The organism is Oceanobacillus rekensis (assembly GCF_002153375.1).
GTDB lineage: Bacteria > Bacillota > Bacilli > Bacillales > Amphibacillaceae > Oceanobacillus > Oceanobacillus rekensis.
This window is the reverse complement of the sequence record NZ_MTBQ01000002.1, coordinates 486,888-513,011: the sequence shown is the minus strand read 5'-3', so window position 1 is coordinate 513,011 and position 26,124 is coordinate 486,888. Positions and strand designations below refer to the sequence as shown.

Sequence of the window (26,124 nt, the reverse complement as noted above, 5' to 3'; positions counted from 1 at the left end):
TTTGTTCATTCCTTCTTTTTAATTTTCGCTATATGATTCTTCTAACAGATACAATTTAAAATTTGATCCCTGTTAAAATAACTATTTAAATGTTCTTGTAGCTGTTACGGCTTTCTGCCAGCCAGCGTATAACGCATTGCTCTTTTCTTCTTCCATTTTGTTTTCAAATGTATGATCATTTAGCCATTGATTTGCAATTTCCTCTTTTCCGCTCCAGTATCCTACTGCCAGTCCAGCAAGATATGCTGCACCCAATGCTGTTGTTTCTTGAACAACAGGGCGCTCAACCGGAACTCCCAATATATCGCTTTGGAATTGCATCAGAAAGTCATTTTTAACTGCTCCACCATCAACACGCAATGTCTTCAAATCAATATCGGAATCGGCAATCATCGCATCGAGGACATCTTTCGTCTGGTATGCAAGCGATTCTAATGTTGCTCGGATAAAATGCTCTTTCGTTGTACCACGGGTCAACCCGAATACTGCTCCCCTTGCATCACTATCCCAATAAGGAGTACCTAAGCCGACAAATGCAGGGACCATGTATACACCATCAGTCGATTCCACCCGTTTGGCAAAGTCTTCACTCTGTGGACTTGTTTCAATCAGTTTAAGTCCATCACGAAGCCATTGAATCGCAGACCCTGCAACGAAAATACTTCCTTCCAAAGCATATTCGACTTTTCCATCAACGCCCCAAGCTAATGTTGTTAACAGCCCATGTTCAGATGTTACAGCTTTTTCCCCAGTATTCATCAACATGAAACAGCCGGTACCATACGTGTTTTTTGCCATTCCTTTTTCAAAGCAAGCCTGACCAAATAGTGCCGCTTGCTGATCTCCCGCAATACCGGCAATTGGAACTTCATGACCGTAGAAATGGTAACCGACCGTATTGGCATAAATTTCAGATGATTGGCGTACTTCTGGAAGCATACTTTTAGGAACAGTAAGGATTTCCAACAGTTCATCATCCCATTTCAAATCATATATATTGAACATTAGCGTCCGTGAGGCATTCGAATAATCTGTAATATGTGTTTTTCCTCCAGATAGTTTGTAAACAAGCCAGCTGTCTATCGTACCAAACAGCAAGTCACCATTTTCGGCTTTAACTCTCGCACCATCCACATGATCAAGAATCCACTTTACTTTTGTTCCAGAAAAATATGGGTCGATAAGCAGACCGGTTTTCTTGCGGATTAGGTTTTCATGTCCTTCACTTTTCAGTTCCTTACAGATTTCTTCTGTTTGTCTGGATTGCCAAACGATAGCTTTATAGACTGGCTTCCCTGTGTTCCTGTCCCAAACAACTGTTGTTTCCCTTTGATTTGTTATACCGATACCTGCAACCTGACTAGGATCAACATCCGCCTTACGAAGCACATCTGCAATACATGCAAGCACAGATGTCCAGATCTCATTTGCATCATGTTCGACCCAGCCAGGTTTTGCAAAGAATTGCTCAAATTCCCTTTGCCCAGTCTCAACGATTTTACCTTCATGATCAAATAATATAGCTCTGGAACTCGTTGTCCCCTGATCCAATGATAGAATAAACTTTTCAGTCATCTTTATTTCCCCCTATACAATTTGCTGGTTTACTTTATCAGCTACAGTTTCTCCCTTTTTAAGTTCCACATTTACCGCTCCAATAATAAGTGTGACAACAATAGCAGTTAATATCCAAAATAGTGCCGAAAAGTTTCCTAGAAAAATAGCCTGGTAAAATACTGCTCCATATATACCACCAATGATTGGTCCAACAATAGGAATCCATGCATAGCTCCAATCTGAAGTGCCTTTTCCCGGAATAGGAAGCAGTGCATGCGCAATTCTTGGGCCCAGGTCACGGGCCGGGTTGATTGCATACCCAGTTGCTCCCCCTAATGACATACCGATTGCAATAATCAACGCACCTACAATTAAAGGGTTTAACCCGTCTGTAAATTCATTTGCACCGATAAACATCAATCCCATTACCAATACAAATGTACCAATGATCTCGCTGATCAGATTAGAAAAAGGACTTCTGACAGCGGGACCGGTTGCAAATACACCAAGCTTAACATCTTTATCCTTAGTTTCCTTCCAGTGTGGCAGGTAGTTTAGAAATACAATCACCCCTCCGATAAAAGCACCTATGAGCTGAGCACTGATATATAGCGGAACTTTTGCCCATGGAAACTCACCAGCGGCAGCAAACCCCAACGTAACTGCAGGATTAATATGAGCACCAGTAAAGCTGCCCACAGCATAAACCCCCATCGTTACTGCCAGACCCCAGCCAATGGAAATAACAACCCAGCCAGCATCTTCTGCTTTTGATTTTTTCAAAACCACTCCACCGACTACTCCACCACCGAAAATAATAAGGATCATCGTACCAATAAGTTCAGCCACAAACTCAGACATCTGAAAAACCTCCTTTAATATGTTGTAAGATTAATTGTGGTACCAAAAAAGAGACCCACACTTCAATAAACATACTCTTCTCAAAGAGTACGATTGAAATGCAGGTCTCCATATCTCCACCACAAATTAACTTGTTCGTTTATACTAACGCATACTGTAAGCGCTGTCAACACATTCACATAAAATCTTTTTACTTTTTTCACCTAGTAATCCCATAATCTTGTATTGGAAGTTGATACAGCTATGGCACCAGCATTCAGTGCAGACTTCACTTCTTCTTCGCTGCGAATAAGTCCGCCAGCAATAATCGGTATATTTGTTTGTTCGGATATTTGCTTGATGATACCTGGCATGAGTCCAGGCAATACTTCAACACAATTTGGTCTGACTTTTTTAATAAGTTCCAGATTATGATCTAAAGCAAGACTATCCAGCAAGAAGACGCGCTGGATTGCAAGTAGATTGTGCTTTTTTGCAAGATTGATCACATTTCCCCTAGTGGACAGTATTCCATCCGGTTTTACTTCACGAATGAGAAATTCCATCCCATATTCATCTGCCTTAAGTCCTTGGATCAAATCAAAATGAATAAGTACCCTTTTATCTGCCCTTCTCGCATAGTTAACAAGGCTTTTCAATTGAACAAGCCTTGATTCAAGAATAACTATAAATTTGTGATCCGTTTCAAGAGCCGAATCAAAATCCTTCATTTTCCGGATTGCAGGCAATAGACCAGTCGGCATCTCCATAACCAGAACACCCTTTCTTACATATCTTCTTGATTTCTTTTATCCATTTCTTCCTTCGTATAAATTAATCGCATCGGATTACCACCAACGAATGAACCAGCTGGAACATCTTTATGTACGAGCGTTCCCGCAGAAACAATGGCATGGTCCCCAACCGTTACCCCCGGGAGGATAGTTGTATTGGCCCCAATCAATACTTCATCACCAATAATGACTTTTCCTATTCGATATTCTTTGATTAAATATTCATGGGCCAATATTGTTGTATTATAACCGACCACCGAATTGCGACCGACCGAAATTTTTTCAGGAAACATAATATCTGGCATTACCATTAAGGCAAAGGACGTCTGATCCCCTACCTTCATTCGCAAAAAATTCCGGTACAGCCAATTCTTCATGCTTAAGAATGGTGTATATCTTGCAAGCTGTATTACTATGAAATTTTTAACCACTTTCCAAAACGGGACAGTCTGATAAATCTGCCATAACGAATTGGCGCGTTCCACCTTAAAGCGTTCAGTTCTACGCATTTTTACACACCCGCAAGCTTTAATAAATCTGACATTTGTTCCAACATATAAGTAGGATTGTATTCCAATAATCTCTCTTTACCTTTATGGGACCATGCTACTCCTGCAGTCTGAACGCCAGCATTTTTCCCTGATTCGATATCATGGTGATTATCACCAACCATTAATGTTGTTGCCGGATCTGCCTGTAATTCTTCCATCGCCTTTAATACTGGTTCTGCATGTGGCTTTGGATGTGTAACATCATCAAAAGTTATGATGGTATCGAAAAATCGATCTAACCCTGTCAGTGTTAGTCCCATATTTACTGACTTTGTCATTTTAGTTGTTACAATTCCGAGTTTTATTTGACGCTTCTTTAGTTCTCCTATTGTCTCAGCCACCTGTGGAAAAGCTGTTACATAATTATCATGTACTGCCAAATTATGCTCTCGGTACGTTGCAACCATGCTGTCTGCATTTTCACGATCAATGTTTTGGAATGTTTCAATCAGTGGTGGTCCATTAAATTCGAGAATTTCCTCTGGTGTGAATTTTAACTTAAAGTGTTCAAATGTATGTTGGAAAGAAGCATTGATTAATGCATTTGTATCAATTAATGTTCCATCCAGATCAAAGAGTATGGTATGAATGCTCATGTATGGCTTCCTTTCTTTTCTTTCTTTCTTTACTGTTCCAAATATAGGCGATAGCCATTGTCAATATAATTGCTGTTCCCAGACGAATAGCTAGTAATGGCAATACCGGAATGCCTAGTGGGATAAATACAAGTGTGTCCTCGACAACGGCATGACAGGATACGAGAAATATCAAGGTTAGATACATATCTTTTTTGGATACATTATCCTCCTTAACCGCTTGGATCATCAATCCAGCACCATAGGCAAGACCAATTGTAAGACCTGCAACCATTGTCATGGATGCTTTTTTATCTATTCCCAAAACCTTCATGAATGGCGCAAACTTATTTGACAGCACATCCAGCCAGCCAAGCTCTCGCATGTATTGCATAATAATCATTAGTGGAATAACGATTAAAGCTAATTGGAAAATGGCTATCAATGCTGTTTGAACCCCATGCATAGCAATTTCCAGCCATCCGTTCAAAACAACCTCAGATGAGGAGACAAAGCCATACTGTGCCATCTCAGCTCCACCGTTCCATACGAGATTAATGATAGATGCCGCAGCCATTGCAAGTCCAATCCTTATGCCGACAATCACCCACCATTTGACACCAACCTTTGTCGCCACAGCAGATTCTATAAATAAGTTATGTGAAAACGAAAGCATGACTGCGATAATAAATACTTCTTTTACGGTAAACTCAAAAGATATGATTGCTGCAATACCAGCATATAAATTAAGCGTATTCCCAAGCACGATTGGAACTGCCGCTTCTCCTGGCAAGCCAATCAAACCCATTGCAGGTGAAAGTAAATTAATGATCCATGGCAATACAGGTGTAAATTGCAGAATCGTCACAATCAATGTAACTGGAAAGATTACTTTACCTAAGGTTCCTGTCGTTTTTAAGCCCTGTTGTAAACCTCGGTTTAAAATTCCCAACATCTGACTACCCCTCTTTCAAATACAGTAATAAGGTAAACCTCAATTTATATCCATTCATACAGGTATATTAATTTTTCTTCTTTTTTCGCTTCTTTTTATTATGATTATGATTGGTTTTCTTCTTCTCAGGAATCGGTGTATCCTTATATCTTACTGTTACCGTTTTCCGTCTGTAAATAATTAATATGATGGATATGACAATCAACAAGATCGAAATCAATTGTGCCGTCCGTACTTCACCGAACACATATAGACTATCTGTACGAAGTCCTTCAATGAAGTAACGACCGATTGAATAAAATATCGCATAGCTTAAGAATATTTCTCCGCGTAATGGATTATATTTTCTCATCAAAATAAGGAGAATAAAGACGAGAATATTCCAAAATGATTCATATAGGAATGTCGGATGATACATGACTCCATCGATCGTCATCTGATTCATGATAAAGTCTGGTAAATACTGATGAAAACTTTCATATGTAGATTGCGAAATCGGTCCGCCATGTGCTTCTTGGTTCATAAAATTTCCCCAGCGGCCGATTGCCTGTGCAAGAATTAAACTCGGTGCAACAATATCTGCGATTTGCCAAAATGAAACGTCTCTTACTCTTGCAAAGACGATAGCAGTAAGTACTCCACCGAAAACAGCCCCATGAATGGCAATACCACCTTCCCAGATGGCGAAAATACTCCACCAAGGTCCATCTGCATATCTTTCCCATTCAAAAATAACATAGTAAATACGTGCACAAATAATTGCTATTGGAACAGCAAAAACTACAAAGTCGATAAGGATATCTTTTTTTAATCCTAGACGGTCTGCCTCTTTTGAAGCTAAGTAAACCCCTAAAAAGGCACCAAACGCGATAATAACACCATACCAATAAACGGTAAAAGGACCTAATTCAAGAAATACCCTATCTAATGCGGGTGCGCTAAATAACAAAGAACATCACTCCTAATCTTCATTCTTTTGTTCATCTTCAATCATGGTTGTTAGTCGTTCTGAAAACTCTTCAGCTGCATTGACACCCATTCGTTTCAAACGATAATTCATTGCTGCGACTTCAATAATAACTGCAAGGTTTCTTCCTGGCCGAACAGGAATTGTTGATTTTGGTATATGTACATCCAAAATTTTCATTGTATCTTCATCAAGACCTAGACGATCATATTGTTTCTTTTCGTCCCAATTTTCCAGATTGATTACTAAGGAAATCCTTTTTCTGCTGCGAACGGCACCTGCACCGAATAATGTCATTACATTGATAATCCCAAGTCCACGAATTTCCAATAAATGTTCGATAAGTGGAGGTGAATTTCCAATTAGACTGTCATAATCCTCCTGCCGAATTTCCACGCTGTCATCAGCTACAAGACGATGGCCATTTTTTACAAGCTCCAATGCAGTCTCACTTTTACCGACTCCACTTTGGCCGATAATTAGCACGCCGACACCATAAATATCAACTAAAACGCCATGAATGGCAGTAAATGGTGCAAATTTCGCCTCCAAATAGTTAGTGAGTCTGCTGATGACACGAGTCGTTTTTCTCGGTGAATGAAGAATTGGAACACCAGCTTCATTTGCCTCTTCAATTAAGATTTCTGGAATGTCCATTCCCCTAGACACAACTATTCCTGGTGTGACATCCGTACAAAGGTTTCTTGCCCGATCCCTTTTTTGTTCATCACTTAAGTCGAGAAAATAAGTCATTTCGGTTCTTCCGATTAACTGAAGGCGTTCTTTTGGATAATATTGAAAATAACCTGTCATTTCAATACCAGGCCTTGAAATATCACTTGTAATGATTTCTCTGTTGATGCCATCCTCCCCTGCTATTAATGCAAGATTGAAATTTCCCAGTAAATCTTTTGTGCGGACAACTGCTGCCATAAACAAGCTCCTCCTATCATTCTTATGGACATGCTTACTGATATACATTTTAGCATATGCAATGTAAAAAACGTAGACTTGAGCCTACGTTTTTATCTTTTAAAAGAATCTTTTATTAAATTGTTCAATACCATACTAATCAGCGAAATGACAATGGATGCAATAACCGCTACACCAAAACCATCAATGACAAAGGAAGACCCAATTAACCCTTGAGTTAACATTAACGTAATCGCATTAATGACAATTAAAAATAAGCCAAAAGTTAGGATGGTGATTGGTAATGTTAGGATGATTAAAATCGGCTTAATCAATATATTTAGGATTGCCAAAATAAAGCTTGCTAAGAATGCAGTACCAAAGTCTTCCAAATGGAATGAATCAAATAGTTGTGCTACAGCTGTCAACGCAATTGCATTTAGCATGAGGGATACAATCCATCTTATAAGCATCAATAAATTTCCTCTTCTTTAGGTATAATGATGGCTGCTACAATATATACCAAAGCAAAGGTCATAAAACTGGGGATAAGTAATAGCGCAAATGCTAATCTCAATAGTGTTGCATCAATATGGAAATAATCACCCAGCCCACCAAGTACTCCTGATAACATCTTATTTGAAGTAGATCGGTATAACCGCTTCATCTAAACATCCTCCTCAAGTTATACTTTATTTTTAAATTTCTTTCCTTATAAATATATATACGTTTTTCAGCTATAAAAAGTTTCCTAACTTAAAAATTCCCCTGCAGCTAAGCCAGGGGAATTCGATTAATCTTCAAATTTCCAGGTGTAAAATTCTTCCATACTGAATCTTTCTTTAATATCTTCCTGTATCTCACTTTCAAGTTTATCAATATGCTTGAATTGGCTTAGTATACCTGAAGCTTGTGAATCATGACAAAAGATTGCTTCCGTTTTCTTTTCAAAAAAGTCACTAATATCGTTACGGATATCTGGCTTTCCAAGTACCTCATGATAGTCATTTGTTATTGCTTGCGCCCAAACAACTGGACGATGCTCAACATCCATTAAGCGAACTGCTTCAATCGCAGCTGCTCCCAGTGCATCATGGTCTGGATGTACGGCATGTTCCGGATAATGCGTGATGACTAAACTCGGACCAATTTCTTCCATTATTTGTTTTAAGTTAGCTGCCACTTCGTTACGGTTTTCGAATTCAAGCGTCTTATCACGATACCCTAGCATCTTTAATTCGATATCAAGCACTTTACAGGCATTCATCAATTCTTCTTTTCGAATAACCGACAATGTCTCCCGATTGGCATATGTCGGATTACCCATGTTTCTACCCATCTCTCCTAAAGTTCCACATAAATAAGTAACAGGTACTCCCTGATCACGGAATTTAGCAATCGACCCTGCTGCACCAAATGATTCATCATCAGGATGGGGATATATTACGACAACATGTTTTTCCATTCTATTCACCTATTTCCAAATTTAATTTAATAGCTAAAAGGTGTTTCACTTATTTCTAGAGAAACCATCAGTCTACCTTCACGATCATGCCCTGCAAGCAATAATTTTGTATCTTCATGCATGATCCAGTCTGTCAGGCCCTCTGCATAAATCCAGCCCATTTCCATTTTTAAACCGGCACGATATACCTTACCATTGCCAACCAGCTTTGCCTGATTAAATACTACATTTGCATTTCGTATATATGCTCCAACATTATATGCCTGGTCATTAAGATGACTTGCATATGCTCCATTCGTAGTTTCCAAATGCACGTACACGCTTTTATTCGTAAACCCGTCCAAGACAGCTTGTACTTTTTCTATTTCAATTGGCTTCATCTTTCCATCCTCCAATTTTCAACTAATTTTACTGTACCGAAACACACCCCAAACGTCAAAAAAAATGATCAGCGCCTGTTACTTCCCGGTTTTATTCGAAGACTTTTTTTATAAACTTTGGGACAGTTACTCGTCCCGCCGAAAAGAATCGTTGCTTTTTTTAAACTTCATAGTTTTGATAAACTACGAAATAACTGCAAGATGATTACTATAAGTATGTGCTTTGATCGCCGAAGTTTCTGCATACTGATAGAAAACCAGCAGTTACTTCGCAGTTTATCTCAACTATGGGGCAGTTAACAACAATAAATGCTAAAACAGCCTTGTCGAATGATATGTAAAGAAAAGACAGGTGCCGATATAGCGTTTCCTGTCTTTTGATTGTTATTTCGTGCTAATTTTTTCTTTCTCTGCTAATACTGTTTCCATTCGTTTACGATCACGTTCCAGAATGGATTTTAAATATCTACCTGTATAGGATATATCCGCTTTTTCTGCAATCTGTTCAGGTGTTCCGGTTGCAACAATCTGACCACCCTTATCTCCACCTTCAGGCCCAAGATCAATGATATGGTCGGCACTTTTGATTACGTCCAGATTATGTTCGATAATCAAGACTGAATCTCCATTGTCCACAAGACGCTGTAAGACGGTAAGCAGCCGCTTGATGTCGTCTGCATGCAGTCCTGTTGTCGGTTCATCTAAAATATAGAATGATTTACCGGAAGACCGCTTGTGAAGCTCACTTGCCAATTTAACACGTTGCGCCTCTCCACCTGATAGTGTTGTTGCCGGCTGACCAAGTTTAACATAGCCAAGACCAACATCAAAAAGAGTTTGTACCTTACGCTTTATTTTAGGAATAGGGGCAAAAAAGTCAACTGCTTCCTCAACCCGCATACCGAGAATATCGGCTATACTTTTCCCTTTGTATTTTACTTCCAATGTCTCACGATTATAGCGTTTACCGTGGCACACTTCGCATGGAACATAGACATCCGGTAGGAAATGCATCTCAATTTTAAGGATGCCATCACCACGGCATGCTTCACAGCGTCCCCCCTTAACATTAAAGCTGAAGCGTCCTTTTTTATAACCCCGTATCTTTGCCTCATTCGTCTGGGAGAACAGATCCCGAATATCATCAAACACCCCAGTATATGTGGCCGGATTTGACCTTGGTGTACGTCCAATCGGGGATTGATCGATAGCAATAATCTTTTCAATATGCTCGATTCCTTTAATCATTTTATGCTTACCAGGTTTGTGGTTTGCTCGATTCAATGTTTTGGATAAATATTTATAAAGTATCTCATTAATCAGCGTACTTTTTCCTGAACCGGATACACCTGTCACTACGGTCATTAAACCAATTGGAATTTTAACAGAAACATTTTTTAAATTATTTTCAGCTGCACCCAAAATTTCAATTTTTCGCTTATCCGCTTTTCGACGTTTGGCAGGTACAGATACAAACTCTTTACCGGATAAATATCTCCCTGTTAAAGAATTCTCGTTTTTCATTACCTTTTCTGGCGTATCATTTGCTATGATCTGCCCACCATGTTCTCCTGCACCAGGCCCAATATCAACAAGCCAGTCTGCAGCAAGCATTGTATCTTCATCATGTTCTACAACAATCAACGTATTATCGAGGTCACGCATTCGTTTTAGTGTTTCAATCAGTCGGTCATTATCACGCTGATGCAGTCCGATCGATGGTTCATCCAACACATACAACACACCAGTTAATGCTGAGCCGATTTGAGTTGCCAATCGGATACGCTGCGCTTCTCCACCTGAAAGCGTTCCTGCTGCGCGGGATAGGGTGAGATAATCCAGTCCAACATTTTGTAGGAATTCTAATCGATTATCAATTTCCTGCAAGATCATTTTGGCAATTTGTTGTTCCTTTTCAGTCAATTTAAGATTTTTGAAAAAATCCACAGCTTCTACAACAGAAAAATTAGTCACATTGCTTACATGTAATCCATTAATTAAAACTGCACGTGCCTCTTCTTTTAAACGATGGCCTTTACATGTTGGGCAATTTTTTTCTGCCATATATTTTCCTAATGTTTCACGAGTAAACTCAGATGATGACTCCTTATGGCGACGGGCTATATTATTGATCACACCTTCAAAGAGAATGTCACTGCTACGTGCTCGACCAAAATCAGTTACATAATGAAAGTTAATCTTCTCCTTACCGCTTCCATACAATATTTTATTCATTTTATCTTCTGGGATATCTTTAACCGGTATATTCATATCAATATCATAATGTTCACAAACACTCTTCAGTAATTGCGGGTAATATTGTGAGCTAATCGGTTCCCATGGTGCAATTGCATTTTTCTTCAATGTTTGTTCCCAGTCAGGAATAATAAGATCAAGATCAACTTCCATTTTTGTACCAAGACCATCACAGCTCGTACAAGCCCCAAACGGACTATTAAAGGAGAAGAGCCGTGGTTCCATATCGCCAATGGAGAAACCGCAGATCGGACATGCATGATTTTCGCTGAAAGTCAGTTCTTCCTGACCAATAATATCAACAAGAATCTTCCCTTCCCCCAATTGGAGTGCTGTTTCTATCGAATCACCCAACCTTCCTGCAACACCTTCTTTAATTACGATACGGTCAATAACAACTTCAATAGAATGCTTTTTATTCTTCTCGAGCTTTATTTCTTCGGATACTTCACGCATTTCATTATCAACCCGAATACGAATATAGCCTTCCTGTTTCAATTTCTCTATTACTTTAACATGTTCACCTTTTTTACCAGAAATTACGGGAGCCAGAATCTGCAGCTTGGTTCTTTCTGGATATTCAAGAATCCGATCAACCATTTGCTGAATCGTCTGTGAGCTAATCTCTATTTCATGTTTTGGGCATGTTGGGTGTCCTACTCGTGCATATAGTAAACGCAAATAATCATAGATCTCTGTTACTGTTCCAACAGTAGATCTCGGATTTTTACTCGTTGTTTTTTGGTCAATCGAAATGGCCGGTGATAAGCCATCAATGACATCCACATCAGGTTTATCCATCTGACCGAGAAATTGTCTTGCATACGCTGAGAGGGACTCTACATAACGACGCTGTCCTTCTGCATAAATGGTGTCAAATGCAAGGGAGGATTTTCCGGATCCGGATAAACCCGTCACAACGATAAGTTTATTTTTCGGTAATTCAATATCTACATTCTTCAAATTATGTGCCCTTGCACCCTTTATCATTATTGACTTACTAGGCATGAAATGTTCATCCTTCCGCTTTTAATTCAAATATAACATCACGAAGTTCGGCTGCTTTTTCAAAATCAAGCGACTTTGCAGCATCCTTCATTTCTTTTTCCATTTGTACGACTAATTTTTCTCTTTCTTTCTTCGTCATTTTCTTCAAACTCTTAGATTTACCTTCGTATTTATCTTGATCTTCAGCTACAACAGTTGCTTTAATCACATCACGGACTTCTTTAATAATCGTTTTCGGTGTGATTCCATGTTTCTCATTATAAGCCTTCTGAATCTTACGTCTCCTTGTCGTCTCATCCATCGCCAACTGCATGGAGTTAGTGATCTTATCAGCGTACATAATAACTCTGCCATTTTCATTACGTGCAGCTCTACCCATCGTTTGAATTAGGGCTCGTTCAGAACGCAGGAATCCTTCCTTATCGGCATCAAGAATGGTAACAAGGGAAACTTCCGGAATATCCAAACCTTCACGAAGCAGGTTAATTCCGATAAGAACGTCAAACGTACCAACGCGAAGATCACGAATAATTTCAATCCGTTCTAATGTTTTAATTTCCGAGTGCAAGTAGGAAACCTTAATTCCAACCTCTTTCAAATAGTCGGTAAGATCTTCAGACATTTTTTTCGTAAGTGTCGTAACTAGAACACGTTCATTTTTCTCTGACCGTTTATTAATTTCTTCTATTAAATTATCAATTTGACCTTCGATTGGTCGGACTTCGATTTCTGGATCAAGTAAACCAGTAGGACGAATGATCTGTTCCGTCATTTCCGGGTTATGTTCCAGTTCATACGGTCCAGGTGTTGCAGACACATAAACAAGCTGTTTCGTCTTTTCTTCAAACTCCTGAAATCTTAATGGACGATTATCCATTGCCGAAGGAAGACGGAACCCATGATCCACAAGAACCTGCTTTCTTGCCTGGTCCCCATTGAACATTCCCCTGATTTGTGGCAGTGTAACATGGGACTCATCAATAACAACAAGGAAATCATCTGGAAAAAAGTCAATTAATGTATATGGCGTTGCGCCTGCTTCTCTTAATGTTAAATGACGGGAGTAGTTCTCAATTCCAGAGCAGAATCCCATTTCCCGCATCATTTCCAAATCATAGTTCGTACGTTGTTCCAACCGCTGTGCTTCCAAAAGCTTGTTTTCCTCACGTAAATCTTTTAAGCGAGCTTCCAATTCTGTTTCTATGTTTTTAATCGCTATTTTCATTTTCTCTTCACCGGTTACAAAGTGGGATGCAGGAAAAATGGCAACATGTTCCCGATCCCCAATGATTTCACCTGTTAGAGCATCGACTTCTCGAATACGGTCTATCTCATCTCCGAAAAACTCTACCCGGATACAACGCTCTTCCCTTGAAGCAGCAATAATTTCAACAGAATCGCCTCTAACACGGAACGTACCACGCTGAAAGTTAATATCATTGCGTGCATATTGAATGTCTACAAGATTGCGAAGTAATTCATCCCGATCCTTTTCCATTCCCATTCTTAGTGAAAGGACCTGATTACGATATTCTTCCGGATTACCTAAACCATATATACAAGATACACTGGATACAATTAACACATCTTGACGTTCAAAAAGCGAAGATGTAGCCGAGTGACGTAATTTATCAATTTCATCATTGATACTTGCATCCTTTTCAATGAATGTATCTGTTGATGGGACATATGCTTCCGGCTGGTAGTAATCATAATAACTGACAAAGTACTCTACCGCATTATTCGGAAAAAATTCCTTGAATTCACTATATAATTGACCTGCCAATGTTTTATTATGGGCAATGACCAATGTCGGTCGATTGATCTCCTCAATTACATTTGACATAGTAAATGTTTTCCCTGTTCCTGTCGCACCGAGCAATGTCTGGTGGCGCTGACCCGAAAGGATCTTCTCTGTTATTTCCTTTATCGCTAGAGGTTGATCCCCTGCAGGTTCATATTTTGAAACCAATTCAAATTTATCCATGACGGATACATCCTCCGTTCTTGTATAACGTTCTACTATATATTTTATAATACCATAAAAACGAACAGGTATTCGATTGTTTTGTTTGATACTCTCTTAATTATAATACCCATAAATCATAATAGAAAATCATTTCACTTTTCATAGATTTCATTTTCGTCTTTTAACAACGGCAAAAGCAACCACTTAAATGGTTGCTCAGCCCGTAATTTTTGATTCGGTTTTCTTATTATGTTTCTCGTGATGTGGTGCGGCTGGAAAAAGCAGACCAAGTTCATGGTGATCCCCTTCATATAATGCTCCTTGTACAAACCGGACTTCCTGATTATCATCGAGAACATCCAGTTTGAAAAATGCACCACTTCCTTGCAATGCCTTATAAAATTCTGCTTCGGTTACTACTTTTTTACCATTTACTTTTGCAATTGTCTCACCCGGGAAAACTTCTAATCTTGCTGCAGGTGTACCTTGAATTATTCCAACGACCTTTAGTCCTTTTTCCTTTGGTTGCATAAATGGCCTGCGCAGCCTGTCCCCAACGCGGTATTTATAATTTAGATACTCCTTACCGATGATGGCTAACACAATAGCTACTATCGACAAAAATGGAATAAAGATACTACCTACAGCAATCAATACGACGCCTGTTCCTAAGAGACCATTAAATTTAGCGATTTTTCCGGTCGCCTGCATTGGCTCATGTCCCTTTGCTAAATAATCAAACCCAATTAAAAAGGGAATAAGTACAAGACTATAGGATGCTTCTCCAATTGCAATGGACGGCCACCATGGTACAAATGGAGTGATTAACCCATTTGGTACAAGTACGAAAAATGGAATCAAACTTAATTTCTTTATCCGATGCTGTCCAACCCATATCCCACGATCACTTAAAGCAATGCTTGGGTATGTCTCATTACGTTTTACTCTGCCAATCAAGATAGATTCTACAATGATCAATAATCCGGCTACTACTGCCAGTCCAGTAAAATTGATTTCTGAAGTTAATTCCATTGCGATTACTGTCTGATTTCCCAGCAAAAATGGCAAGAATAAGAGCAGTATAAACGTAAAGCCAATTGTATAACTTGGTGACAGCATTGTGAAACGTAATGCAATACTTAGGACAATGGTTACGATTGCTAGTAATACAATGGATTCATAGGAGAAAACGATCCCTGCTCCTATTGTGATGATGGATAAAGCTAAACCGGAAAAAAGCGATATTCCCCATGTATTTTTCCATTCTGAAAAAATATCATATACTTTGGTACCGAAATCAAGTCTCTCTCGCTTGATTCGTCTATAACCTGCTAATAATATCAATAGAATTGTCCAATAGACAATAGGATTTAGGAAAAGTCTACCAATACCTTTGGAAATTTCTATTAACCATGCTTCTGTCACAACGCTTCACCTTCTTCATATCTATTGACCATCTTTACTACTATTCGATAGATCTCTATTATTTCCCTGCTTTTCTATTTATAAATTGTGCCTTTTCGACATATTGCTGTTTCACCATTGCAGGTAACCTAAAAGCCTACATACTTAAATGAAAATCCACGAGCATCATCTCGTGGATTTTCTGGCACTTTATTCCTACTTCCCAATTGTTATTGATATAGCTCTTCCAGTGCAGTTTCAAGCTGCTCATCGTCATCCCCGTTACGGACTTTTTCGATAAGCTGTGTTTCAATCAAACCAGCAGTTTCCTGGTTTACTTTACCAGTTGCATCCAAATCATTATCTGTTTGAAATGCCTTTACAGCTGTTTCTGTTTCTTTACTAAAATAGCCATCCGTACGTCCTGTGTCATACCCTAACCCAGAAAGCATCACTTGCATATTGCCAATTCCCTCGGAGGTTTGATCATATGCAAATGATTCCTCTGCCTGGATTGGATAGGTATAGTAATACTTTGGTTGCTTTGTTTCAATCGTTGGTTCTACACCTGTTTCATTTATCCACTCACCTTTTGGCGATAACCATTTAAAGGTTGTCAATTTAATTGAACTACCATCACCAAGTGGTACTGCTTGTTGTACGGTGCCTTTTCCATAACTTGTCTCTCCAACAACATCATAACCCAATTCCTTCATTGCCACAGCAAGGATTTCTGATGCTGATGCACTTCCTTCATTAATGAGAACACTAATTGGATATTCTTTCTTTTCATCTAATTGGGAATGATATTCTTCCTTATTACCATTACCATCTTCAATTTGGATATATGGAATATCTTTCGGAACAAATAAGGCTAGCATTTCTTCCACTACATTCAATAGACCTCCAGGATTACCTCTTACATCAATGATAAGTCCTTCAATACCTTCTTTTTCCAGCGCTTCAAGCTGTTCTTCGAATTCGTCAGCTGTATTTTCAGAAAAATTGGTGACTTCCAAAATACCGGTTTCTTTCCCATCAATTGTTTCCTTATGAGTATATACCGTTTCTACAGGGATTTCATCACGGGTAATAGTAACGTCAAATGCTTCTGCAACACCTGAACGCTGGATTTTCAGTACTACCTCTGAACCCTTTTCACCGCGAATCTTCGCAACTGCTTCATTTAGGTTCAAGCCTTCGAGACTTTCGCCATCTACAGTCAGCACTTGGTCATTCGGTCGCAAACCTGCTTTTTCGGCAGGTGAATCTTTAATTGGTGCAACAATCGTTACTAAATCATTAACCATACTGACTTCCGCACCAATTCCTTCAAAAGAAGATTCAATTTGATCGTTAAACTGATCAACTGTTTCAACATCCATATAGGAAGTGTGTGGATCCTCCAATGTAGAGAGCATGCCTTCAATCGCCCCTTCTATCAGCTGCTCATCCTCCACATCTTCCAAGTAATTCTGCTTAATTAAATCATATGCCTGGTCAACCTTAGTTAAATCACCAGATAACTCAGTCCCATCTGCGTTTCCGGCTGTTTTCGTTCCATTCTGTGATTCAGAGGCCTCAGGCTCGGCGATCTGTACCCCAGCATATGCACCACCAAAACCGAGAAATAGTGCAGCAACCAGAATGAGTATAATTTGTGCTTTTTTTAACTTCATTTTTCCACCTCTAACTTATTATTCATTGTATTTACAGTATATGGCGCTACTAAAAAATTTACGAATAAAGAAACATTCATGTTTACTTGTTGAAAAATTATATATGAAAAGCATACCATTATCTGTTACGAATGACTATGGTTTTGTTCTTTGGGATTTGTGGAATAAAGTTGTATAGACGTTTTGAATATCCTTTTTAAAAGAAGCCTGTTTTCTAAAAGATTGAGACTGGGAACTTCCTGTCCAACCAAATTTTTTATTTTTTAAATGCTGGTTAATAATCTAGGTATGTATTTTTCCCGCCGTCCGCGATTACTCCTGGCGAATGCGCACCTTAGGGAACGGGGCTTCGGCTCACCCGGACTGGTGAAGTTGTATGATGGTACTTAATCTATTCCATGTATAGTAATTAGTTAGCATCCTTCTTATCAGCTCTGGGAAATATACGTAGACTCCAGCGGGAGGAAAGGCATAGGTGAGACTTTGTGAAATGCGCTAGCATGATGAGGCTCTCCAGCCACCCTAAGGTGCGCAGTATAATTTCCCAGAGCGGTCGCCGAAGTTGCTTATTTTATGTCACAACTTCTCTCAACTCTGTGACCAAATAAGCAACTAACACTAAACAAAGAGTATAAAAGAAAAAAGGCACGCCCGTTTGGGAATGCCTTTTATATAAATACTAGTTTAAATAGTTCATCGGGTTTTGTGGATTTTTATATCCGCCTGGGTGTACTTCAAAGTGAAGATGCGGGCCAGTCGAACCGCCTGTATTACCAGTAGCACCGATTACTTGACCTTGACTCACAGCTTGTCCAGAAGATACAGAAATACTGTTTAGATGTGCATAAAGCGTCGTATAGCTTTTACCGTTGATATAATGGGAAATCATAATTGTATTTCCATAACCGCTCATCCATCCTGCTGTACTTACGACACCATCTGCAGCTGCAACCAGTGTTGTTCCAATAGGTGATGCAAAATCAGTACCAGCATGCAATTTATTGTAATTATGAATTGGATGGAATCTCATTCCATAATGGGAAGAGATTGCTCCCGCTGCTGGCTTTATAAATATTCCTGATCCAGAACTGCTGCTTGGTGCAGGAGTTGAGCTCACACTTGGACTAGGACTAGAGCTAGGGCTAGGGCTTGATTTCGTTTCAGCAGAACTTGAATTTGAATTCGAACTTGAATTCGATTTTTTCGCTTCCTCAGCTTTTCTAGCTTCCTCAGCTTTTCTTGCTGCTTCTTCTTTAGCCTGTTGTTCCAGCTCACCTTTTTGACCTTGAGCCATCGCAATCGCCTGTTCTTTTGCTTTTTCTTCTGCAATTATAAGTTGTTGTTCTTCTTCAACACTCATTTTATGCTCTTCCAGTTCACCATGTTCCTCTTTCAATGATGCCATCAATGTCTCTTTTTCGGATATTTGTTTGTCTAATTGATTTTTTAGGGTTACAAGTTCTTGTTTCTGGTTTTCGAGTGATTTTTTCTTATCTTCTACTGCAAATTTCTTTGTTTCCACTTCTTGTTTGCTTGCTTCTACTTCCTTTTTACTTGCTTCAAGTGCTTTTTTATCTGCAGCTTGTGCTTCCATAATATCTTTATCTTGATCCATTATCGTATTGACTGCTGAAGATCTACTGATAAAGTCTCCAAAACTGTTAGCACCAAAGATAACTTCAATATATTTCATATCACCGCCATTTTGCTGGATCGCACGCAGACGTTCTTTTAATAATGCATCGCGTTTATTAATTCTGTCTTGTAATATCGCTATCTCTTCTTTTAATTCCTCAATTCGATCAGCTAGTTCGTTAATCTTGTTCGTTAATTCTTCAATTTCGTTATTTGTAGCCGTGATTTCACTTTCTTTAGTGCTGATATCATTTTGCGTTTTTGAAAGTTTATCATCTATTGTATTGATTTCCTGTTCAACCGTACTTTGCTTGTTTTTATTTTGACCTAATTTACTTTCGGTATCTTTCTTTTTATCTTCTAGTTTATTATTCTCTTCGTCTAGTTTTGATTTCTCTTGTTCTAATTCCTTGATCTCTTTATCAAGAGTATCAATTGATTCAGCTGATACCTGCTCCGTATCTACAGGTAATGTCGTTAAAATTAAAACAGCAATAAGAATGCCCGATGCTAGCTTTTTCAACTCGTATTTCCCCTTTTCAATTAATATTGATTTGTTGTTTCTCTGTTGTTGCCTATTTCATTTAGACTTTCAGGAATTTCCGGACACTCATTACACTACCCCAGACACCAATCACCGCTCCAATTATCAGAATCATCAGTGATAACTGCCAAGCAAATGGACTAAATGGTAGGATTTCTACAAAACTAAAGGATATATTTCCACTGAAATTTTTATCCAAATAGTAATAACCACCAAGTATTACTGCAACTGGTATAATCGAACCTAGAATTCCAAGCAGCAAGCCTTCGATAAAGAATGGCCATCTGATAAATCCATTTGTTGCTCCAACTAGTTTCTGAATGCCAATTTCAGTACTGCGTGCCATAATCGTAATTTTTATAGTGTTGGAAATAAGGAAGATCGCTGTAAATACCAACGCGATAATCAAGACAAGACCAATGGTTCGCGCATATTTATTAAACTCGAATAACTGCTCGACCACATCTTGTCCGAAAACTACACTTTCAACACCACTAAGCGTTTCGATTTCATTTGCAATTCGTTCCGTATCTTCAGGAACTTGCGCCCTGACGATGTACACATGGTTTAATGGGTTATCCTGTTCAAATAATCTCCAGGATTCTCCTTCTTCTCCCATACTATCGACTAATTTCGCCAATTCGTCATCATTTGAGGAAAACGATACTGAATCGACTCCACTAATTTGCTCTATTTCATCACCTATTGTAATGATTTCTTCCTCTGTCGCTGTTAAGTCAATCATTGTGTTTATTTCAACATCACTTTCAATATTGACTGCCATCTCATTCAAATTCAACACTAAAGCAAGAAATACTCCTACTAATATCAATGTCGTTGTAACTGCTCCAATTGAGGCAACCGTCATCCAACCGTTACGAAATATATTTTTAAACCCTTCTCGTAAGTGCCTTCTAAATGTACTAAATTTCATAGCCGTAATCACCTCTATGCTCATCTCTCACAATTAATCCGTCTTCGATAGCAATAACACGTTTCTTTATCGTGTTAACAATTTCTTTACTATGTGTGGCCATGATAATTGTCGTTCCACTAGCATTTATTTCTTCAAATACTTTCATGATTTCCCACGATGTTTCGGGGTCAAGGTTTCCTGTAGGTTCATCTGCAATAACAATTTTGGCCTTGTTAACGATGGCACGTGCAATCGAAACACGCTGCTGTTCCCCTCCTGATAATTCATTTGGAAGAAAACGAGCTTTATTTTTCAATCCTACCTGTTCTAACACTTCCATGACACGATTGCGGATATTTTTCGGGGGCTCTTCAATAACTTCCAAAGCAAATGCAATATTTTCATAGACTGATAGTTTTGGTAAAAGTTTAAAGTCTTGATAAACAACGCCAATATTTCTGCGTAAGTATGGAACTTTCCGCTCTTTTATCTTACTCAAATCCATATCACCGACAACGATTTTTCCATTGGTCGGTTTTACTTCCCTGAATATTAGTTTTATAAATGTTGACTTACCAGCACCACTGGGGCCAACAATATAGACAAATTCACCTTGTTTTATATCTACGTTAACACCATTTAGAGCTGTAACACCATTGGCATACGTTTTATAAATATCATTCATTAATATCATAATTTATATCAACCTTTTTATTTATTGTTGTCATTCTATGTTTATCTTGAAAGGACAAATTACACCGTGTCATCATATGCTTCCAAGAATCCTAACCCATTATAACATTTTTCAACAATATTTTTGGTTATAAAATTATTACATTTATATTTCATTCAGTAATATAGATTATGTAAAGAAAAAAACTTCTGGACAAGTAGTTGTCCAGAAGTTTTTTCTACGTTTATGTTATTGTTTCTCAGCTAACCAGCTGGATAATGCATCTAAATCATCACCAGTTACATTTTGTGCTGGCATACTACCTTTACCATTTGTGACAATATCTGCAATTTCATCAGCAGAATATTTAGATCCTACTTGCGTTAATTCAGGACCTGCTCCACCTGAAAGATCTGCACCATGACACGCTGCACAGTTTGCCTGATATACTTCTTCACCTGCTGCAGAGTCCACTGTGCCTTCTTCTGTTGATTCTTCTGTTTCTGTTGCAGTATCATCTGTACCAGTATCATCTGTTGCCCCATCGTCTCCACCGCCACATGCCGCTAATGTTAAGACGATTCCCAATAAAGCTGCTACTAACCATTTTTTCATCAAAAAATCCCCCATTCTAAAATTCTTATTAAAAAAGTTTCCTATATATAGTATAACCTTTTTGATATTTATTAAAACTTTCCTTAACTTTCCTTTTTCTTCTCAAATCTTGTCAAACCATTACTATACCAACAGTTGCGGATGATTATGCCAACTTTATGAAAGTGTTGGGAAATATTAGTAGTAGTTTTCTAAATAAATGTATCTTACCCAGATGCTTATTGAATTTGCGATCTCAAATAGGCATCAATAAATATATTAATGTCACCATCCATAACCGACTGTATGTTTCCAGTTTCCTTATTTGTACGATGGTCTTTAACCATGGAATACGGATGGAAAACGTAGGAGCGAATTTGACTTCCCCAACCAATTTCCTTTTGTTCGCCTCGAATATCATCCAGTTCTTGCTGTTGGCGTTCAATCTCAAGTTGATACAATTTAGACTTCAGCATTTTCATTGCAGCTTCACGGTTTTTGATTTGTGACCGTTCATTCTGGCAAGTAACAATCGTGTTAGTAGGTAAATGTGTAATTCGAACAGCCGAATCGGTTGTATTAACATGCTGACCACCCGCACCACTGGCACGATACGTATCCACTTTAATATCTTCCGACCTAACTTCGATATCAACATCATCTGACATTTCTGGTGTTACGTCACAGGAAACAAATGACGTATGACGTCGTCCTGATGAGTCAAACGGCGAAATTCGAACAAGGCGATGTACACCCTTTTCCGCTTTTAAATAACCATATGCATTATGCCCCTTTATCAGGAGGGTAACACTTTTCACACCAGCTTCATCACCTGGAAGATAATCAAGTGTCTCCACTTTGAAATCTCTGTCTTCACCCCAGCGCTGGTACATTCGGAGTAAAAGACTTGCCCAGTCCTGTGACTCTGTGCCACCTGCACCTGGATGCAATTCAAGTATAGCGTTATTGGCATCGTAAGGTTCGCTTAAAAGCATTTGCAATTCAAAATCATTCACATCTTTCATAAAAATATGCAGTTCTGATTGCAAATCTTCAAGCAATTCTTCGTCATTTTCTTCTTTCACCAATTCATAGGAAACATCCAGATTTTCAAATCGTTCCTCCATATCCTGGAAACTTTCCACATAGCTCTTCAAACCATTTGCTTCATTAATTACTTTTTGTGCAGTCTCCTGACTGTTCCAGAATTCTGGATCTGCCATTTGCATGTCCAATTCAGCAATACGTGCCTTCTTGACATCTAAGTCAAAGAGACCCCCTAAAGTCTTCAATACGTGAAGCTATTTTTTCCAATTCATGTTTTATTTCTGCTAATTCCATTACTTTCACCTCTGGTTAATTTATTTATAAATGTTTGGGACTGCGATTACTCATCCCACTGAAAAATAATTGTTGATTTTTAAGCCTCGCAAAGTTGAGTTAAGCTGCGACGTAACTTCTATATATCTTAGATCTGTAACAATGATAATGGAAACAAGTTACTTCTGAGATTTGAGATGTTACCACCGCCTGGGATTGCTCTGGGCGGATGCGCACCTTAGGGCACGGCCCCAGCCTCCGAAGAGAAAATCACTCTTTGGTCTTGCTGTCCCCGCAGGAGTCACCGCCCAGAGTGATTCCGGACTAGTGAAGCATGTTTTTTTCGGAAGAATTCTCGTTTCATTTCTTTTAGAAAAATGCCTTCTAAAATAGATCATATCAAAATAGATTTAATTTATTGTCCGTGACAATTTTTATATTTCTTTCCACTTCCACATGGACATGGATCATTGCGTCCAACCGTTTGACTCTTCACAATGGGCTTACGGGATTTTTTTTTCTCATCCTGTCCACCAGCAACTGCTTGTGTGTTTTTCACTACTTCCTGACGTTGCAGGTTCTCACGAATTTGGGCTTTCATGATGTATTTAGCAACCTCATCTTCAATTGAGGCAACCATCTCTTCAAACATGGAATAGCCTTCCATTTGATATTCCCTTAATGGATCATTTTGACCATAGGCACGTAAATGAATCCCTTGACGCAGCTGATCCATTTGATCAATATGGTCCATCCATTTGGAATCTACTGTCCGGAGTAATATTACCTTCTCAAATTCACGGAATTGTTCTGGTGTAAGTTCCGTTTCTTTCTCATCATAACGTGCACGTACTTTATCCATCAGTAGATCAGAAATTTCAGCTGCTTCTTTTCCCTTGAGATCATCAACGGAAAGTTCGTCAGGATCCATGAGGTTCCCATGTGCATATTCTACAATTGTTTTTAAATCCCAATTCGCTTCATCATCGTCCTGAGTATGTGTCTGAACAACACGATTGATTGATGACTCCACCATATTCTCGATGATTTCACGTAAATTTTCATCCGCATCGATTACTTCAAATCGTTGCTTATAAATAATCTCTCTTTGCTCACGCAATACATCATCATAGGAAAGGACCGTTTTACGGGCATCGAAGTTATTTCCTTCGACACGTTTTTGTGCAGATTCAACAGCCTTGGAAACCATTTTACTTTCCAATGGCTGCGTATCATCCATACCAAGTCTTTCCATCATTGCTTTCAAATTATCAGAACCAAACCGGCGCATTAATTCATCTTCCATAGACAAGTAAAACTGGGTAATACCAGGATCTCCCTGTCGACCGGAACGCCCTCGGAGCTGATTATCGATTCGGCGTGATTCATGACGTTCTGTACCTATCACAGCAAGTCCACCAATTTCTTTCACACCTTCACCAAGTTTAATGTCTGTACCACGACCAGCCATATTGGTAGCTATTGTAACGGAGCCCTTCTGACCAGCATTTTCAATAATTTCTGCTTCTCTATAGTGATTTTTTGCGTTAAGCACCTCGTGTTTAACGCCAGCTTTTTTAAGCATCTGTGAAATAAGCTCAGAAGTTTCTACTGCAACCGTACCGACAAGCACAGGTTGCCCAGCTATATTTCTTTCTTTAATATTCTCTACTACTGCACGGAATTTTCCCTCCATAGATTTGTAGATCAAATCAGCACGATCATCCCTTGCTATGGGTTGATTTGTTGGAATGGAAATAACATCCATATTATAAATATTTCTAAACTCTTCTTCCTCAGTCTTAGCAGTACCAGTCATACCGGCAAGCTTATTATACATACGAAAGAAGTTCTGGAAAGTTATGGAGGCTAGTGTCATACTTTCATTCTGAATCTGCAATCGTTCTTTTGCTTCTATTGCCTGGTGAAGTCCATCACTGTAACGTCGACCTTTCATTTTACGACCTGTAAATTGGTCAATGATAACAACTTCTCCCTCTTCCACCATATAATCATCATCACGATGCATCGAAACATGTGCCTTCAATGCCTGATTAATATGATGTGTTAAGGCTACATGGTCCAAATCAAATAGATTTTCAATGGAGAAATAACGTTCCGCCTTGTTAATTCCTTCTTCCGTTAGCTGAACACCTTTTGTTTTTTCATCATACGTATAGTCTGTCTCCCCATTTAAGGTTGTTACAAAACCGTCTGCCTGCTGATAAAGGGTGGCAGATTTTTTTGCGGATCCTGAAATAATCAACGGTGTTCTCGCTTCATCAATTAGGATGGAGTCAACTTCATCAATAATTGCAAAATGAAGTGGTCGCTGTACCATTTGATTTTTATATAAAACCATATTGTCCCTTAGATAATCAAAACCGAATTCGTTGTTTGTACCATAGGTAATATCATGGTCATATGCTTCTTTCTTTTGTTCTTTCGTTAAGCCATTACCGTTTAATCCAACTGACATCCCGAGGAAATCATACAGCTTGCCCATTTCCTGTGCATCCCGTCCAGCCAAGTATTCATTGACCGTAATGATATGAACACCTTTACCTGCCAAAGCATTTAAATATGCCGGCAATGTGGATGCAAGGGTTTTACCTTCCCCTGTTTTCATTTCTGCAATATTGCCTTCATGAAGTGCGATAGCTCCCATTAATTGGGTTTTAAATGGACGCATACCAAGCACTCTTTTGGATGCCTCCCGCACTACAGCAAATGCCTCAACCAGCATATCATCAATCTTTTCACCACTTGCATAGCGTTCTTTAAATTCTTCTGTTTTATTCTGAAGTTCGGAATCTGATAACTTTTCGATTTCCGGTTCAATTGCTTCTATTTTATCAACTTGTTTTTGTAATCGATTTATTTGTTTTTGGTTACCATCACCAAAAATTTTTGTTAATAATCCAGCCATATACTAACGCTCCTCAATTAAATCAATCTATACTAGTATGTGTTCAAAATGGAGGATAAAAAGGACCAAGAAGTCCGAGGCAATGTAGATTTTCGCGTGTTGTGGTGACTTCGACGTTCGACACAGGACGTGTCGGTACTTAGTCGAAGGCCTCCTTTCCCGACGTGTCATTTTTACCGGACTTTTTGAACAACCTATACT

22 protein-coding genes are annotated in these 26,124 nt (G+C 38.8%); all 22 read right to left on the bottom strand.

Translation table 11 applies throughout. The features are described from left to right. Nucleotides 1-81 precede the first annotated feature (81 nt). The 22 genes from glpK to secA all read right to left on the bottom strand — a co-directional run bounded on the left by glpK (nt 82) and on the right by secA (nt 25,923). Nucleotides 82-1,575, bottom strand: a complete 1,494-nt coding sequence (gene glpK / locus BV906_RS06375) for a glycerol kinase GlpK (protein WP_087972595.1) — start codon at nt 1,573-1,575, stop codon at nt 82-84. Nucleotides 1,576-1,587: 12 nt separating this feature from the next. Beyond that, entirely contained in the window at nt 1,588-2,418 is an 831-nt protein-coding gene (locus BV906_RS06370) for an MIP/aquaporin family protein (RefSeq protein WP_087972594.1), read from the bottom strand. 203 nt (nt 2,419-2,621) lie between these two features. Continuing rightward, the gene (locus tag BV906_RS06365) at nt 2,622-3,167 is read right to left on the bottom strand and encodes a glycerol-3-phosphate responsive antiterminator (RefSeq protein ID WP_087972593.1); all 546 of its coding nucleotides are present in this window, start codon (nt 3,165-3,167) and stop codon (nt 2,622-2,624) included. 17 nt (nt 3,168-3,184) lie between these two features. Next, a complete protein-coding gene (locus tag BV906_RS06360) occupies nt 3,185-3,700 on the bottom strand; it encodes an acyltransferase (RefSeq protein WP_087972592.1) in 516 nt (171 codons plus the stop codon). A 2-nt stretch (nt 3,701-3,702) separates the two neighbouring features. Beyond that, a complete protein-coding gene (gene ppaX / locus BV906_RS06355; protein WP_087972591.1) occupies nt 3,703-4,338 on the bottom strand; it encodes a pyrophosphatase PpaX in 636 nt (211 codons plus the stop codon). Continuing rightward, nucleotides 4,313-5,272 (bottom strand): nucleoside recognition domain-containing protein, encoded by a 960-nt coding sequence (locus tag BV906_RS06350; RefSeq protein ID WP_087972590.1) that lies wholly within the window; start codon nt 5,270-5,272, stop codon nt 4,313-4,315. Before BV906_RS06350 ends, ppaX begins: the two co-directional genes overlap by 26 nt. Before the next feature lie 67 nt (nt 5,273-5,339). Beyond that, nucleotides 5,340-6,221 (bottom strand): prolipoprotein diacylglyceryl transferase, encoded by an 882-nt coding sequence (gene lgt / locus BV906_RS06345; protein WP_087972589.1) that lies wholly within the window; start codon nt 6,219-6,221, stop codon nt 5,340-5,342. Between the two features lie 12 nt (nt 6,222-6,233). Continuing rightward, a complete protein-coding gene (gene hprK / locus BV906_RS06340; protein ID WP_087972588.1) occupies nt 6,234-7,172 on the bottom strand; it encodes an HPr(Ser) kinase/phosphatase in 939 nt (312 codons plus the stop codon). A gap of 92 nt (nt 7,173-7,264) precedes the next feature. Next, nucleotides 7,265-7,624 carry a phage holin family protein gene (locus BV906_RS06335; protein WP_087972587.1) on the bottom strand — a complete coding sequence of 120 codons (360 nt, stop codon included), beginning with the start codon at nt 7,622-7,624 and terminating at the stop codon, nt 7,265-7,267. After that, nucleotides 7,624-7,818: a PspC domain-containing protein gene (locus BV906_RS06330; protein ID WP_087972586.1), complete on the bottom strand. Its 195-nt coding sequence runs from the start codon at nt 7,816-7,818 to the stop codon at nt 7,624-7,626. Before BV906_RS06330 ends, BV906_RS06335 begins: the two co-directional genes overlap by 1 nt. Nucleotides 7,819-7,944: 126 nt before the next feature. After that, nucleotides 7,945-8,616 (bottom strand): bacillithiol biosynthesis deacetylase BshB2, encoded by a 672-nt coding sequence (bshB2, locus tag BV906_RS06325; protein WP_087972585.1) that lies wholly within the window; start codon nt 8,614-8,616, stop codon nt 7,945-7,947. A gap of 26 nt (nt 8,617-8,642) precedes the next feature. Further along, nucleotides 8,643-8,996: a YojF family protein gene (locus BV906_RS06320; protein ID WP_087972584.1), complete on the bottom strand. Its 354-nt coding sequence runs from the start codon at nt 8,994-8,996 to the stop codon at nt 8,643-8,645. 384 nt (nt 8,997-9,380) lie between these two features. Beyond that, nucleotides 9,381-12,260, bottom strand: a complete 2,880-nt coding sequence (uvrA, locus tag BV906_RS06315; RefSeq protein ID WP_087972583.1) for an excinuclease ABC subunit UvrA — start codon at nt 12,258-12,260, stop codon at nt 9,381-9,383. Nucleotides 12,261-12,267: 7 nt separating this feature from the next. Continuing rightward, nucleotides 12,268-14,247, bottom strand: coding sequence for an excinuclease ABC subunit UvrB (gene uvrB / locus BV906_RS06310; RefSeq protein WP_087972582.1), 1,980 nt, complete (start codon nt 14,245-14,247; stop codon nt 12,268-12,270). 198 nt (nt 14,248-14,445) lie between these two features. Beyond that, on the bottom strand, nt 14,446-15,654 hold the full coding sequence (locus tag BV906_RS06305) for a PDZ domain-containing protein (RefSeq protein WP_087972581.1): 1,209 nt from the start codon (nt 15,652-15,654) through the stop codon (nt 14,446-14,448). Between the two features lie 209 nt (nt 15,655-15,863). After that, complete coding sequence (locus BV906_RS06300) at nt 15,864-17,312, bottom strand: S41 family peptidase (RefSeq protein ID WP_087972580.1); 1,449 nt, start codon at nt 17,310-17,312, stop codon at nt 15,864-15,866. A 679-nt stretch (nt 17,313-17,991) separates the two neighbouring features. Next, nucleotides 17,992-19,470 (bottom strand): M23 family metallopeptidase, encoded by a 1,479-nt coding sequence (locus BV906_RS06295; protein WP_087972579.1) that lies wholly within the window; start codon nt 19,468-19,470, stop codon nt 17,992-17,994. Nucleotides 19,471-19,531: 61 nt separating this feature from the next. Then, on the bottom strand, nt 19,532-20,425 hold the full coding sequence (gene ftsX / locus BV906_RS06290; RefSeq protein WP_087972578.1) for a permease-like cell division protein FtsX: 894 nt from the start codon (nt 20,423-20,425) through the stop codon (nt 19,532-19,534). Then, the gene (gene ftsE, locus BV906_RS06285) at nt 20,415-21,101 is read right to left on the bottom strand and encodes a cell division ATP-binding protein FtsE (protein WP_087972577.1); all 687 of its coding nucleotides are present in this window, start codon (nt 21,099-21,101) and stop codon (nt 20,415-20,417) included. The genes ftsX and ftsE overlap by 11 nt, the downstream gene beginning before the upstream one ends. A 228-nt stretch (nt 21,102-21,329) precedes the next feature. After that, nucleotides 21,330-21,695, bottom strand: a complete 366-nt coding sequence (gene cccB / locus BV906_RS06280) for a cytochrome c551 (RefSeq protein ID WP_087972576.1) — start codon at nt 21,693-21,695, stop codon at nt 21,330-21,332. A gap of 218 nt (nt 21,696-21,913) precedes the next feature. Beyond that, nucleotides 21,914-23,015 (bottom strand): peptide chain release factor 2 gene (gene prfB, locus BV906_RS06275; RefSeq protein ID WP_140321966.1). Its coding sequence is split into 2 segments (ribosomal slippage): nt 21,914-22,942 and nt 22,944-23,015, totalling 1,101 coding nucleotides; the frame shifts between segments, so codons are not numbered across the junction. 394 nt (nt 23,016-23,409) lie between these two features. Continuing rightward, the gene (secA, locus tag BV906_RS06270) at nt 23,410-25,923 is read right to left on the bottom strand and encodes a preprotein translocase subunit SecA (protein ID WP_087972575.1); all 2,514 of its coding nucleotides are present in this window, start codon (nt 25,921-25,923) and stop codon (nt 23,410-23,412) included. Nucleotides 25,924-26,124 lie beyond the last annotated feature (201 nt).

What these genes read in the sequence shown, in the direction of transcription:
- glpK (WP_087972595.1), bottom strand. Translation starts at nt 1,575, where the DNA reads ATGACTGAAAAGTTTATTCTATCATTGGATCAGGGGACAACGAGTTCC.
- BV906_RS06370 (WP_087972594.1), bottom strand. Translation starts at nt 2,418, where the DNA reads ATGTCTGAGTTTGTGGCTGAACTTATTGGTACGATGATCCTTATTATT.
- BV906_RS06365 (WP_087972593.1), bottom strand. Translation starts at nt 3,167, where the DNA reads ATGGAGATGCCGACTGGTCTATTGCCTGCAATCCGGAAAATGAAGGAT.
- BV906_RS06360 (WP_087972592.1), bottom strand. Translation starts at nt 3,700, where the DNA reads ATGCGTAGAACTGAACGCTTTAAGGTGGAACGCGCCAATTCGTTATGG.
- ppaX (WP_087972591.1), bottom strand. Translation starts at nt 4,338, where the DNA reads ATGAGCATTCATACCATACTCTTTGATCTGGATGGAACATTAATTGAT.
- BV906_RS06350 (WP_087972590.1), bottom strand. Translation starts at nt 5,272, where the DNA reads ATGTTGGGAATTTTAAACCGAGGTTTACAACAGGGCTTAAAAACGACA.
- hprK (WP_087972588.1), bottom strand. Translation starts at nt 7,172, where the DNA reads ATGGCAGCAGTTGTCCGCACAAAAGATTTACTGGGAAATTTCAATCTT.
- BV906_RS06335 (WP_087972587.1), bottom strand. Translation starts at nt 7,624, where the DNA reads ATGCTTATAAGATGGATTGTATCCCTCATGCTAAATGCAATTGCGTTG.
- BV906_RS06330 (WP_087972586.1), bottom strand. Translation starts at nt 7,818, where the DNA reads ATGAAGCGGTTATACCGATCTACTTCAAATAAGATGTTATCAGGAGTA.
- bshB2 (WP_087972585.1), bottom strand. Translation starts at nt 8,616, where the DNA reads ATGGAAAAACATGTTGTCGTAATATATCCCCATCCTGATGATGAATCA.
- BV906_RS06320 (WP_087972584.1), bottom strand. Translation starts at nt 8,996, where the DNA reads ATGAAGCCAATTGAAATAGAAAAAGTACAAGCTGTCTTGGACGGGTTT.
- uvrA (WP_087972583.1), bottom strand. Translation starts at nt 12,260, where the DNA reads ATGCCTAGTAAGTCAATAATGATAAAGGGTGCAAGGGCACATAATTTG.
- uvrB (WP_087972582.1), bottom strand. Translation starts at nt 14,247, where the DNA reads ATGGATAAATTTGAATTGGTTTCAAAATATGAACCTGCAGGGGATCAA.
- BV906_RS06300 (WP_087972580.1), bottom strand. Translation starts at nt 17,312, where the DNA reads ATGAAGTTAAAAAAAGCACAAATTATACTCATTCTGGTTGCTGCACTA.
- ftsX (WP_087972578.1), bottom strand. Translation starts at nt 20,425, where the DNA reads ATGAAATTTAGTACATTTAGAAGGCACTTACGAGAAGGGTTTAAAAAT.
- ftsE (WP_087972577.1), bottom strand. Translation starts at nt 21,101, where the DNA reads ATGATATTAATGAATGATATTTATAAAACGTATGCCAATGGTGTTACA.
- cccB (WP_087972576.1), bottom strand. Translation starts at nt 21,695, where the DNA reads ATGAAAAAATGGTTAGTAGCAGCTTTATTGGGAATCGTCTTAACATTA.
- secA (WP_087972575.1), bottom strand. Translation starts at nt 25,923, where the DNA reads ATGGCTGGATTATTAACAAAAATTTTTGGTGATGGTAACCAAAAACAA.